Origin of the sequence: Pseudoalteromonas sp. L1 (genome assembly GCF_021728095.1) — a bacterium.
GTDB lineage: Bacteria > Pseudomonadota > Gammaproteobacteria > Enterobacterales > Alteromonadaceae > Pseudoalteromonas.
The window spans coordinates 75,862-89,653 of the sequence record NZ_JAKKCT010000009.1 but is presented as its reverse complement, the minus strand read 5'-3'; the positions used below and the strand labels follow the sequence as shown (position 1 = coordinate 89,653).

Genomic DNA, 13,792 nt, shown 5'->3' with positions numbered 1-13,792 from the left:
TGAATTCTGAATTTTGATATCTTTCGATATCGAATTGACTGTGCTGCAATAAATAAATTTATTGCCGTTGGTCACTCAGTTCAATTGAGACTCTAAATTTGTTTGCGTTACTCAGTATAAACTAAGCGTCGCTGTTAGAACTCAATCTGTACGAGTGCCCACACAGATGATTGCTTTATATTTTTAAAGAACGTTTATGAGACTTTCGCGTCTCAAGGGCTGTGCATTCTACGCAAGCCGTTATTTTTGTCAATACTTAATTTTGAGAAAAGTTACTTTTTTAAGAAACGTTTCAAAACTCAGTTTTACTTGACACCCTGAGTTGCTCTTGCCTCGCTAAACGTTGCTGTCTGCCGTCTCAGTGGGGTCGCATTATAGGGAGATCCGAATTGAGATCAACTGTTTTTTGAAGTTTTTATGAAAAAAATGACTGTTCGCGCAAAATACAAACGAAACGCGTAAAAATAGCACTAAAAAAGGCCCTAATGGGCCTTTTATCGTTATTTTACTATAAGCTTCCAACCTACTTTTGCTTGCAGCTTGGACTCTAGTTGCAGCTCACTGGCCATTAATGGGTGATATTTTAACCAATCGCCATCAAATGTCAGCGTCAGAGTATTTTCATTTGCACTCAAATCAAGCAGCGGCAGTACATCATCTTGTCGACGCATAGATAAGATCACTGCGACCCTCACTATTTTAGTCAAACATTCCGCTAGTTGTTTATGACACCCTAAATGATCAAAACTGTGTTTGATCAGATCTGAGCGATGTTCATTCGCAACGGCAGTGATCAGCTTATGCTCCGATTGTGAAAAACCAGGCATATCTGTGTTCTCTAGTATATAGGCGGTATGTTTATGATATTGTTTATACTCGATTAGCAAACCAATCTCATGCAATTTTGCCACTGTCTTTAATAACGCGATTGCATTGCTATCAATTGATTGCCATTGCCCTTTCACACTTTTTGCCAATTGTTCAGCAAGTTGTGCGACACGACAAGCCTGCTTTTGATCTACATGGTAACGATTCATTAAGCCATCAACTGTACGCTTGCGAATGTCATGGTTATGTAGCTCAGGCACCATGCTATATAAAACACCTTCACGTAATGCACCACGAGCAAGACCCATTTGCTTTATATTTAACGACTCGAATAAAGCAATTAAAATGGCTAGTCCTGAAACGAATACTAAGCGCCTCTCTTCTATTAAGCCAGGGAGCTCAAGATCAGCAATTGTGTCATATTGGATTGCTTGCTCTTTGATAGCTAAAAGCTTATCAAGCGTTAAGAGTTCATCTTGATTTTGTGCAACCATGATTTCTTGAATTGCTTGCACTGTACCAGATGCACCGCTGGCGATTTGCCAGCCAGATTTTTTATACTCTGCAACAATATCTTTAACAACATCATGTGCTGCTTTTATAGCCGCATTGAAATTCTTTTCATTGAGCTTTTGATCTTTGAAGTAACGCTCAAGAAAAGTCACGCATCCCATATTCAGACTTTTATAGTGTAATGCCTCAAAACCTTTACCAATGACGACTTCAGTACTTGCCCCACCAATATCGATAACAAGCTGTTTGCCATTGCAAGCTGATGTATGTGCCACACCTTTATAAATTGTCTTAGCTTCTAGCTCACCGCTGATGACATTGATTTTATGACCAAGGATCTGTTCAGCTTTTTGCTTGAATACATCGGCATTGGTAGCAAGGCGTAAGGTTGCGGTTGCAACGATGGTGATATTATCTTTTGGTATGTCTTGTAAACGTTCAGCAAACAAGGCTAGGCATTCCCAACCTCGTTGCATGGCTTCTTTGCTAAGCACGTTGTTTTCATCAAGCCCAGCAGCTAGCCTCACCTTACGTTTGACTCGACCGATCGTTTGCAGACCGCCAGCAATTGATTTAGCAATTAACATATGAAAACTGTTAGAGCCTAAATCAATAACTGCATACACATTTTTTTGCGGTTGAAGTTGCCCCACCGTTCAAAAACCTCTAGTTACTACTAAGTCTTAAAAACGGCCGTTTATGACGACCGTGATTTTTGGTAACTATTGTTTGGGCGACGTCCGTTGTTATTACGATTACGGGGGCCTGTAGAATAGTTCCGCTTTTTCTGAATAGTAGGCTTAGTTAAATCATCAAGCAATGCACTTTTATCATAATGTGATAATGGAATGCTGTGCTCTATATACTGTTCAATCTCATGAAGGTTATATGCATACTGCTCACAGGCAAAACTAATCGCGTGGCCTGATGCACCAGCGCGGCCTGTACGCCCTATGCGATGTACATAATCTTCACAATCATCTGGTAAATCAAAATTAAATACATGGCTTACTTCTGGGATATGTAAACCACGGGCAGCTACATCTGTTGCCACTAAAAAGTCTAAATCGCCTTTGGTAAATTGAGCCAAAATTGATTGACGCTTTTTCTGGTTCACGTCACCGGTTAATAACCCAACTCGATGACCATCCGCTTTCATCCAAGCATAAACATTTTCACAACTGTGTTTTGTATTTGCAAACACAATTGCTTTGTCTGGCCATTCTTCTTCAATTAACGTTAACAGCAACTTAATTTTGTCATCTTGTGATGGATGAAATAGCTCTTCTTGAATACGTTTGCCTGTTTTAACGTCTGGCTCAACTTGTACGTGCTCAGGGTTTGTCATATGTTCGAATGCCAACTCTTGTACGCGATAAGACAAGGTTGCTGAAAACAATAAGTTCAAGCGTTCAGCTGTTTCTGGCATACGTCTAAACATATAACGAATGTCTTTAATAAAACCTAAATCGAACATGCGATCGGCTTCATCAAGTACTACAACTTCAATTTCGTTCAGGGTATAACAACCCTGTTTGTAAAGATCGATGAGGCGTCCGGTGGTGCCAATTAAAATATCAACGCCTTTTTCTAGTTGTGCACGTTGTTTTTCGTAATCTTCGCCACCATATACTAACCCTAAGTTAAGATTACAGTGTGGCGCTAAAATTTTTGCATCTTTGTGTATCTGAATCGCCAGCTCCCGAGTTGGGGCCATGATCAGGGCTCTTGGATGTTTACTAGATGCTTTGCTAGATTGTAATAACCGATGGCACGTGGCAGTTAAAAACGCCAACGTTTTGCCCGTACCCGTTTGTGCTTGGCCAGCAATATCGCGGCCTTCACAAATAAAAGGTAGGCATTTAGCTTGAATGGGAGTGCAATATTCAAACCCATTTTCGGTTAAACCGGCAACCACTTCCGGTGCGATAGCAAAGTCTGAAAACTTTTTATCGGTCAAATGTGTCTTAGTCATAGCGTTTAAGCATAACGTTTAAACTTGCAATAAGAAACAAGAGTGTTTAAATACGCATTAAATATTTCGCCTAACTTATCGGAGATCGCAATGAGCGAGAAAATTATTCAATTAACTGACGATAGCTTTGAAGCTGACGTACTTCAATCAGACAAACCTGTACTTGTTGATTTTTGGGCTGAATGGTGCGGACCTTGTAAAATGATCGCCCCAATTCTTGACGAAGTAGCGGGTGAATTTGACGGTCGTGTGACAGTGGGTAAACTTAATATCGACCAAAACGCAGGTACACCACCTAAATTTGGTATTCGTGGTATCCCTACGTTACTTCTTTTCAAAGATGGTCAAGTCGCAGCGACTAAAGTAGGTGCACTTTCTAAAACTCAATTAGTTGAGTTTTTAGAGAACAACATCTAATTTTGACTGTAAAAAAGGGCTTTTTGCCCTTTTTTTAACTTTATTTTGTTTAAAGACTGGACGCCTAGCTAGTGACCTGCTAGTTTATAAAGCCAACTAATCCTTAGTTATACCAACAAACCTCACTCATGTATCAAACGATGATTTGAGTATGATAATTGTAATAAAGAACCCACCAATATGCATTTACGCGAATTAAAAGACAAGTCGATCAAAGAGCTTGTGAACCTAGCTGAGTCCATGGGGCTCGAAAACGTAGCCCGTTTAAGAAAACAAGACATTATTTTTGCCATTCTAAAAGCACACGCTAAAAGCGGTGAAAACATTTTTGGCGGCGGTGTACTAGAAATCTTACAAGATGGTTTTGGTTTCTTAAGATCATCAGAAGCATCTTACTTAGCAGGCCCAGATGATATTTATGTATCTCCGAGTCAAATCCGCCGATTCAGCATGCGTACTGGTGACTCAATTTCAGGCTTAATTCGTCCGCCAAAAGATGGTGAACGTTACTTCGCACTCCTGAAAGTTAATGAAGTTAACTTCGACAAACCTGAAAACTCACGCACTAAAATCCTTTTTGAAAACCTTACTCCACTTCACGCAAACGAACGTTTACGTATGGAACGTGGTAATGGTAGTACTGAAGACATTACAGCGCGTGTACTTGATTTGGCCTCACCAATTGGTAAAGGCCAACGCGCACTTATCGTTGCACCGCCAAAGGCAGGTAAAACGATGCTGCTGCAAAATATTGCGCAATCAATCAGCTATAACCAACCTGACTGTGAGCTAATGGTTCTTCTAATCGACGAACGTCCAGAAGAAGTAACTGAGATGCAACGCCTTGTTAAAGGTGAAGTGATTGCATCTACATTTGATGAACCAGCAAGCCGACACGTTCAAGTTGCAGAAATGGTTATCGAGAAAGCAAAACGCCTTGTAGAGCACAAAAAAGACGTGGTTATCTTACTTGATTCAATCACTCGTCTTGCACGTGCTTACAATACAGTGATTCCTTCGTCTGGTAAGGTATTAACCGGTGGTGTTGACGCTAATGCATTACACAAACCAAAACGTTTCTTTGGTGCAGCTCGTAACGTAGAAGAAGGCGGTAGTTTAACAATCATCGCAACTGCGCTTATCGATACCGGTTCGAAGATGGACGAAGTTATCTACGAAGAGTTTAAAGGTACAGGTAACATGGAACTACACTTAAATCGTAAGATTGCTGAAAAGCGTGTATTCCCTGCAATTGACTTTAACCGCTCAGGTACACGTCGCGAAGAGTTACTAACTAAACCTGATGAACTACAGAAAATGTGGATTTTACGTAAGATTGTCCATGAGATGTCTGAAATAGATGCGATGGAGTTCTTAATTGATAAGCTCTCAATGAGTAAAACCAATGATGAGTTTTTCGACTCAATGAAGCGTAAATAAACGCGGATAGACTTCAAAAAATGCCTGTTTAAAACACAGGCATTTTTTATATGCCATTCTAATAATACCAATACATTTTATTAAGAACGTTATTTTGAGGCATTGTTATTAATTAGTATAAATTGGAATATACATTAAAGCTGTTCTATACCTAATAAGATTAAAGGTAAAGGACACTTCAATGATTCGCTTTAAAGTAGCTATAACTCTGTTTGTAATAAGCCTACTTAGTTGTATTGCCTGTTTTTCTTTTTTTAACTTAAGCCCTCTTGCCTATATTACACTCAGCACAATCATTATTTTGCCTTGGCTTATCATGCTAGGTTTTTTATTCATAAATGATAAAAAGCAACGCGATCACTTAACTCATTTCGTCTCAAGTATTACCTCTGAACATGGCGTCAACTTTACCTTCAGGTTTGACGAAAGCAATGAACAGCTTCCCAAGGCATGTCATGCACTAAATGCCAGCCTAACTCTCGTCGATCACATGCTAAGTGAGATTTATGCATCCTCAGCACGGTTATTACCGATGGCTGATGCTTTACGGGATACTTATGCCTCCATGACCCAAAAAGCGACAATTCAAAATGCTCATGGTGTTGACCTAGCAAACACAATAGAAAGAACAATTGATGTATCAAGAGAATTAGATGCCAGCTTAGAACAGATTTACCATGCAGTATCCGATGCTACAGACTCAGTAAAGCAAACACGTGTAGATGCAGATAAAAGCCAAGCAAGCTTGGTAAAATTAGCAGAAAATATTAATCAGACGAGTGAGCAAATAATTCTTCTCAAAAAAGACAGTGATGCCATTGGCTCTGTGATAGATGTGATCAACGGTATTGCCGAACAAACGAACTTGCTGGCATTAAACGCAGCGATTGAAGCTGCCCGGGCTGGTGAGCAAGGACGAGGCTTTGCAGTAGTTGCTGATGAAGTACGAAACTTAGCAGCTCGTACCAGCCAATCAACGCAAGAAGTACAAGAAATGGTGTCTAAAATTCAACAAAGTACTGAACGTGCGAATCAGCTAATGCAAACGGCATTAAAAGAAACCGAGCAAACGGTTAAGCTATCGGAAGAGTCCACCAAAGAAACCAATAAAATCGAACAAGCCATGCTTGCCATTAATGCGTTATCTGAAAATATCCATGAGCAAGTTGCCATACAAAGTCAGATGTCTGATGAAGCGCAAGCGAGTATTGAGTCAATGGTGGAGCTTAATTCAGATGCGTTATCCAGCTCACAGATTCAAGCCGTTTCAAGTCAAGACTTAGTAAAATTAGCACATACATTAGATGAGAAGTTGTCGATATTTAAAATCACTCACCCGTCAACAGATGTAGTACAGCGAGTTGATCGTTCCCGATTTGAAAGCTCCCACGATAAAGCTATCGAACAAATTCAAGAGGGTGACATTGAGCTATTTTGAGCCTCTGATGCACTGTGCAGGAGATCAAGTAATTGAGCAACTAAGCTTGGTAACTCTATAAGTTGATTATGCTTAAGTGCCGACTCGAGTGCCATTGCGCTGCTGGCGACTTCATCGAGGGCAAACATTTTTGCTGCGCCCCCAATTCGGTGCGCATCTTGTTGTAGGTTAAATAAATCGTGCTCTGAGAAGTGCAACTGAACTTGTGAGGCTTCGTAGTCAAAACTACCAATAAAACTTGCAACTAAGTCGCTCATATCCTGTTGCTCGTCCATGACATTGAGGGTGTTTTTACAGTGTTTTGCAAGCTGAGTGTAAAACACTTTTTTGTCAATTGGCTTGGCTAAATAGCCTGTAAAACCTGCTTTTAAATAGGCTTCGACTTCATGACTGATGGCATTCGCTGTCAACGCATAAACAGGTTGAGTAAACCCACAATCACGTAACAATTTAAGCGCACTTAACCCGTCGAGCACCGGCATTTGAATATCAAGTAAAACAACGTCAGGAAAAGTTTGTAGACACTGTTCAACGGCTTGTTCACCGTTTTCTACTGCAATGACTTCTAATCCCATCGACTCTAAATAACGGTGAATTAACCTGCGGTTATCAACATGATCTTCCGCTAGGAGTACTTTTCCACTGAGCCCTGATGGCGTTTGTTGAGCACTTGCATCATGCTCTATTTTATCGATAGCTGGAATATGTTCTTTACAGGGTAAGTAAAAAGAAAACTCGCTGCCTTTGTTTACTTCACTCTCAACGCTTATATAGCCACCCATCATCATTGCAAGCTGCTGTGATAAGCTCAGTCCCAATCCCGTTCCGCCAAAACGTCGGCTAATACTATTATCTGCCTGACTAAAACATTCGAAGATCAACTTTAGCTGCTCTTCATTCATACCAATGCCTGTATCAGTTACTCGAAACCATACTCCATGTTGCGATAAAGAAACATATAACCTCACCTCACCTTGATGAGTGAACTTGATAGCATTTGCACATAGGTTGATCAAAATTTGTTTAACCCGAGTAAAATCTAAATAACTATAAAATTGCTCGCCTAACTCGTTATGGAATGTGAACTGCAGGTTTTTATCTATGGCTTGTCCACTAAGCATGGCATGAACGTCCGTTGATAATTTAACGAGATCACCTTCTTTTAGGTTTAATTCCAGTTTGTTTGCTTCGATTTTACTGATATCTAGCACATCATTAATAAGTTCTTTTAAGTGCTCACTTTGCTTATGAATGACACGCAATTCGTCATTGAGGGATTCAGGTTTATAAAGGCCATTCATCAAGTTATCGGTCTGACCTAAAATGGCTGTCAGTGGGGTACGTATTTCGTGGCTTATATTCGCTAAAAACTGACTTTTTATTTCATTAGCTTTGCGTAGCTGATCCGCTGTTTTTTCTAACTCTTTAGTGCGCTTGGCAACCATTAGAGACAGCTGCTCTTTTGCTCTTTTTTCTATGCTACGTCGATAAACAGTGACCCCTGTCACCACCAACATAATAAATAGAATAAACAGCATAATAGCCAACTGTCGCTGCTTAGACATTTCTAGCTCTTGCACACTTTGCTGTTGTTTTAAATCAAGGATCTCTTGATTTAGCTGGCTTGCTTGTATTTGACTTTGTAGCTCACCCAAGGATTTCAGTAACTTTTCATTTTTAGCAGTATTTGTGTCGCGCACAAATTGATCAAACAAGGCCACTGACGCCTTATAATCTCCTTGCCCTGCTTTAATTAATGCACGCATGCCCAAACCGTCAAGAACGCGTAATTCATCCTTAAATTCTTCTGCCATTTTTGTGGAGGCATTAAGGGTTTGCTCTGCCTTTGCTAACTTCCCTTGCAGTAACTCTATTTTCGCAAGCGAAAATAGGCCCGCTAACTCCAATGACTTATTATCTATCTGTTGGGCAAACTCTACCGCTTTCTCTGCATGACTAATAGCAAGTTCAAGATCACCTGTGCGCAAGTAAACATTGGCGATATTGCCATGTCGTGATGATAAGTAATAGGCATTATTTGTTGATTGGTAATAGCGTAAAGCTCGCTGATAATAATGTAGTGACAACTGATATTGCCCTAACTCAGAATATGCGACCCCCATATTGCCATAAGACTGTGCCACTCCATCTTTATCACCTAGCTCTTGATAGATCTCAAGCGTCTCTCGATACATATCAAGTGCTGTACTATAACTCGATAAACGAATATAAATGCCTGCAATATTGTGCAAAATATCAGCTTTATCTTGAGCAGTACCGTATTGCTCAAACAACGTTTTAGCTTGTTTATAGTAATCAAGTGCTTGATGCATATTGAACATATTAAAATAAGCAAGGCCAATATTACTGAGCAAATTTGCTTTAGAAATAGGATCTTTCATGTTTTCCGCGACTTTCAAAGCACGTAAGTACGTCGCGACTGCTTGTTGCATTAAACCTTGGTAATAATAAGTGACGCCTTGCATTTTCATTGCTAAAAAATACCCCTCAGGATCCGATTCAAGGGTCGTATTTTTCTCAGCTAACTGGTAATGCTCAACGGCAGCCGCAAAGTTGCCCTGCTCGAGTGCCAAATCGCCTAGTTGCATATGAATATCATGCTGTTTGTGTGAACTTAACACAGAAGAAGCCAACAGTTTTTTTCCTAACTGCAGCTTTTCATCCCATTGCTGAGATTGATTAAAACGCTCCAATACTGAAGGATGGGCATGCGCAATATCGGTAAATAAAAACAAGGAACAAAAGAACATCAAGTTAATTAAGCCGCTGCGCAATTTTATAAGCATATTGTATATATCCCTAAAAGCTTAGTATGCATTAAGCCACTAAAATTAAATCTTGATTAACTGCGCCAACGATTAAAAACACAAGCGTGGTTTTAGTAACGCTGCTGTGATAGCGTGTATAAATTAAAGATTACACTAAACATCGGCTTACGAACAATGGTTAACCCACTGATTGACGAGATTTTTTGCTTACTTATAAGACAGCCGATTTGGAAAGTTCATACATTAGCAAGCGCCTTATCAGAAACTAATCACATCAAAGCACTCGATGATGGCCCGCAAAAAGACTTGTTTAAGCGCAATTTTCTAGTCATGAATGCACTTTATCAGCTGCAATTACAGCTGTTCCCTGACTACCATCTACGTATCGCTTCGCTGCATATAGAGCTTTTAAATACACCGTCACATACAGCATTACTGCAAGCGGAACCTTTAAGAGATTACTACCTAGATTGGCACAATTACGACACATCTAACGATGAAATTGAAGCTCTTCTTGATAATTTCTGGCAACGTTTTGCTCAGCAACCTTGCGTAAAAACAGCAAAACTCACTCCCTTTCAACACCAAGAAATACGGGAGCGGTGGAATTTAAATACTGAATATTCATTAAAGGATGTACAAAAGCGTTGGCGGCAACTTGCATTAAAACACCACCCAGATAAGCAGGGCTCTGCGGCGGTGTTTAAACAAATACAAGATGAATATGAGCAACTTAAATTATATTGCTCATTATGATCAGTTAACGAGTGAGGCGACGCGCCCGGATTTTACGCTTTTTGATATTGCCTTCTGTTAATTTTCGTAAAGCAGGTTTTGCAGCAACACGCTCAACAGCAATAAAAGCGACATTATCCAGCACATTAATTTTACCAACTTGATGGCCTGCAACCCCTTCTTTACCAGTTAACGCCCCTAAGATATCACCCGCACGAATTTTTTGCTTTTTACCCGCATCAATCATGATGGTTGCCATCGTTGGCTTATAAGCTGGCTTTTCGAGTAAATTAAACGGCGGTAGTGGTTCAGGGTCAAAGTCACGCTCATAGTGGTCACCGATTTGCGCTACCTTGAATTGTTCTGCTTCCCCATAAATTGAACAAGCAATGCCTTTTTTACCTGCCCGCCCAGTACGACCAACTCGGTGAACATGAGTTTGTGGGTCATGAGCAAGGTGGTAGTTCACCACCATGTCCATATCATTAATATCCAGTCCACGAGCAGCCACGTCTGTCGCCACTAAAATAGAAGCACTCTTATTCGCAAAACGAATTAATGTACGCTCTCGCTCTCGCTGCTCAAGGTCACCATGCAGTGCAACTGCACTGAAGCCCTCAGCAAAAAGGTCATCACAAATCTGTTGCGTCTCTACCTTGGTGTTACAAAAAATCACACAGCTTTCTGGTTGAAACTTCAGTAACAGTAGCTTTAGGGTATTAAAACGCTGCTTGTTGTTATCCAACTTATAAAAATATTGCTTAATAGTGCTTTTTTCTTGCTCTTCTTCAACCTTAATCATTTCAGGGTTGCTAAGTACTCGCTCAGCAATCGCTGCTATCGACTTTGGATAGGTCGCGCTAAACAACAGTGTTTGACGCTGTGCTGGAATGCAATCAACAATCGCGTCTAACGTATCCTGAAACCCCATATCAAGCATTTGATCGGCTTCATCCAGTACCAATGTCTCGACATCATCTAAACTCAATGTCCCTTTACGAATATGGTCATCTACACGGCCAGGCGTACCCACTACTATGTGAGCACCATGTTCAAGTGAACCTATTTGCGGACCAATAGACACGCCCCCACATAAAGTTAATACCTTAATATTATGAATGCTGCGCGCTAGCTTACGTACTTCTTGGGCCACCTGTTCGGCTAATTCACGAGTAGGGCATAAGATTAATGATTGAATACGAAAACGCTTTACATTCAGCTTAGCTAATACACCTAAGCTAAATGCAGCTGTTTTACCTGAACCAGTTTTCGCTTGCGCAATAATATCTTTTCCTTGCAAAATCACAGGCAAGCTTTGTGCTTGCACTGGGGTCATTTGTGAATAACCTAAGGTCGATAAATTTTCTACTAGCTCTTGCGGTAAAGCCAATGATGTAAAAGCAGTTGCTGTCACAGTAAAATTCCACACTTGATAATTGAGGGACATCCTCGAAGATGTAGGTGATCATAGCAGACATTCGCTCTTTTCTCTAAAGCAAAAATAAGTACGACTCTCACCATGCCTGCAGTTCATATTTCGTTACAGTTTGCTACTTTATAACTCACTGTATATGTTCTAACTTAAGGGTATTACCAAGGAAGAAGCTATGTTACTTTTTAATACCGCTGTTGCTGATGTTTTCTATAAACAGGCTACAACTTGCCCTCACTGTCAGAGTAAACACTTTTCACTGATTAATAACAGTAAGCTGCTTCGTTTTACTATTTTACCTGTTGCCCCTTTATCTATTAGTTATCAGCGCCAATGTGATGATTGTGGTCATATAACTGATGTGCCTTGGTACTCTCTGCCCGTTTTAGAGCTCATTTCATTTATAAAGTATTTCATAGGACTTTTAGTTATTAGCTACCTCTTAACGACGTTTATATTAAGTAGCCAACGCCAGAGCGAAAATGAAATACACTACCTAGATACACCAAAGCAATTTGATACTTACTTTGTTCTTTCGGAACAATTTACGGGCCATCCCAAACGCGTTAATAACTTAAAAGTCGCCCAATTAATTGAATTTGATGATAATACGATGACCTTTCGTGTAGGTAACTACACTTATAAATACAATAAAGATATCGAAATTGCGATGCGAACCAGCATGCTGGTACAAGATAATTACTTTGCCAGTAAAACAATTACCTTAACAAAACAGCAAGTTCATAACTTTTACCGCGATAACATCATCTATAAGATTTTACGCCCAGAGCTTTATAGCCTATTTGGTGGCTTTGTGATGCATCCACCTAAACCTAAACCTCTTTATACAGGCGTAAAGCTTGATAAAAATAACCAGCAAGGGATCACTTACTTTAAAGATGGTCTTTATAAGGAAGCGATTGAGAGCTTTACCCTCTCAGCAGAAGCGGGATACTCATGGGGACAGCTCAACCTTGCTCAGATGTACCGAGATGGACAAGGAATCCCTCAAGATACTGCTAAAGCTGCTTACTGGTTAAACAAAGCAGCACAACAGAGCAACCCTAAAGCAAAAATTGAACTCGCAGAATTGTGCCAATCTATCGACTGCACCCATTTAGAATAATCTAGAAAGATTCACGCAAAATAGTATTTACAACACAATTGATACAATATAACATAATCACATCATTACTTAAGTTTAATCAGTAAATCGCTCATTAAACTTAAGATAGACCCTGCACACTAGCACGCTAACGTTCCCGTGCTACACTCTTGCCGGCGGGGTTATCTCGCCGGCCTTTTCAATTAACCTTTTAGTTTATGCCAACCTTGTAGACACACCACCATTATAAGCCCTGCAAGTATGCCGAGCATGCCATCAAATAAAATAGGAGCAACAAATTCTCCTGCAGCACCTGCATGTTGCAATGCAAAATGAGTAACGGCTTGCTGAGTATGATGTAACAGAGCAATGCCATGTACTAAAATACCACCACCAACTAAAAACATCGCAATGGTCCCTGCAATAGCTAAGAAACGCATTAATTTTGGCGCCAATGCAAGTAAAAATTTACCGAGTAACTCTTTTAGCCTACTACCACTATTTTCTGCAGTTTGAAGCAAATACAGTCCCGCATCATCCAACTTAACGATACCTGCTACTAAGCCATAGACACCAATCGTCATGATCACCGCGATAACACTCAGCACTAACGCTTGGTTAATAAGTGTGGCACTCGCAACAGTACCTAGCGTAATGACGATTATTTCGGCTGAAAGAATAAAGTCGGTACGGATAGCTCCTTTAACCTTCTGCTTTTCATACTCTGTTAAATCTTGATGTTCTAAGGATAGCTGCTCGGAACTCTCCTTATGACCCAATAACTTTTCGACTATTTTTTCAGCCCCTTCAAAACATAAAAATAAACCACCAATCATTAGCAAAGGGGTAATAAGCCAAGGAAGCCATGTACTGATTATTAACGCGGCTGGTACCAGTATCGCTTTATTAAGAAAAGAGCCTTTAGCAACAGCCCAAACAACGGGTAATTCACGGTCAGCTGTCACACCAGTAACTTGCTGTGCATTGAGTGCAAGATCATCGCCAAGCACACCCGCCGTTTTCTTAGTTGCGACTTTACTCATAGTCGCAATATCATCTAAAAGTGTAGTGATATCATCAAGTAATGTGAGTAAGTTAGTGCCTGCCATAGTAATTCCTT

The 13,792-nt window shown here is 40.2% G+C and carries 10 protein-coding genes; 5 read left to right on the top strand and 5 right to left on the bottom strand.

All coding sequences use genetic code 11. The features are described from left to right. Nucleotides 1–500: 500 nt before the first annotated feature. Nucleotides 501–1,994, bottom strand: coding sequence for a guanosine-5'-triphosphate,3'-diphosphate diphosphatase (gene gppA, locus L3V38_RS19470; protein ID WP_237120453.1), 1,494 nt, complete (start codon nucleotides 1,992–1,994; stop codon nucleotides 501–503). Between the two features lie 44 nt (nucleotides 1,995–2,038). Then, complete coding sequence (rhlB, locus tag L3V38_RS19465) at nucleotides 2,039–3,316, bottom strand: ATP-dependent RNA helicase RhlB (protein ID WP_130150350.1); 1,278 nt, start codon at nucleotides 3,314–3,316, stop codon at nucleotides 2,039–2,041. A gap of 90 nt (nucleotides 3,317–3,406) precedes the next feature. Here rhlB and trxA point away from each other — a divergent pair, with 90 nt between their 5' ends. The 3 genes from trxA to L3V38_RS19450 all read left to right on the top strand — a co-directional run bounded on the left by trxA (nucleotide 3,407) and on the right by L3V38_RS19450 (nucleotide 6,611). Beyond that, complete coding sequence (gene trxA / locus L3V38_RS19460) at nucleotides 3,407–3,733, top strand: thioredoxin TrxA (RefSeq protein WP_054554679.1); 327 nt, start codon at nucleotides 3,407–3,409, stop codon at nucleotides 3,731–3,733. 180 nt (nucleotides 3,734–3,913) lie between these two features. Next, nucleotides 3,914–5,173 (top strand): transcription termination factor Rho, encoded by a 1,260-nt coding sequence (rho, locus tag L3V38_RS19455; RefSeq protein ID WP_062569498.1) that lies wholly within the window; start codon nucleotides 3,914–3,916, stop codon nucleotides 5,171–5,173. A gap of 181 nt (nucleotides 5,174–5,354) precedes the next feature. Next, nucleotides 5,355–6,611 (top strand): methyl-accepting chemotaxis protein, encoded by a 1,257-nt coding sequence (locus L3V38_RS19450; protein ID WP_237120452.1) that lies wholly within the window; start codon nucleotides 5,355–5,357, stop codon nucleotides 6,609–6,611. On the opposite strand, the gene L3V38_RS19445 is transcribed toward L3V38_RS19450, so the two are convergent. Beyond that, complete coding sequence (locus L3V38_RS19445; protein WP_237120451.1) at nucleotides 6,584–9,418, bottom strand: tetratricopeptide repeat protein; 2,835 nt, start codon at nucleotides 9,416–9,418, stop codon at nucleotides 6,584–6,586. The genes L3V38_RS19450 and L3V38_RS19445 overlap by 28 nt on opposite strands. A gap of 156 nt (nucleotides 9,419–9,574) precedes the next feature. On the opposite strand from L3V38_RS19445, the gene L3V38_RS19440 reads away from it, so the two are divergent. Continuing rightward, nucleotides 9,575–10,156 (top strand): DNA-J related domain-containing protein, encoded by a 582-nt coding sequence (locus L3V38_RS19440; RefSeq protein ID WP_237120456.1) that lies wholly within the window; start codon nucleotides 9,575–9,577, stop codon nucleotides 10,154–10,156. A 4-nt stretch (nucleotides 10,157–10,160) separates the two neighbouring features. Here the strand turns inward: L3V38_RS19440 and dbpA are convergent, their stop codons facing one another. Then, nucleotides 10,161–11,549, bottom strand: coding sequence for an ATP-dependent RNA helicase DbpA (dbpA, locus tag L3V38_RS19435; protein ID WP_237120450.1), 1,389 nt, complete (start codon nucleotides 11,547–11,549; stop codon nucleotides 10,161–10,163). Between the two features lie 193 nt (nucleotides 11,550–11,742). On the opposite strand from dbpA, the gene L3V38_RS19430 reads away from it, so the two are divergent. Continuing rightward, entirely contained in the window at nucleotides 11,743–12,693 is a 951-nt protein-coding gene (locus tag L3V38_RS19430) for a tetratricopeptide repeat protein (protein WP_237120449.1), read from the top strand. Nucleotides 12,694–12,875: 182 nt separating this feature from the next. Here the strand turns inward: L3V38_RS19430 and L3V38_RS19425 are convergent, their stop codons facing one another. Further along, on the bottom strand, nucleotides 12,876–13,781 hold the full coding sequence (locus L3V38_RS19425) for a DUF808 domain-containing protein (protein WP_237120447.1): 906 nt from the start codon (nucleotides 13,779–13,781) through the stop codon (nucleotides 12,876–12,878). Nucleotides 13,782–13,792: the final 11 nt, after the last annotated feature.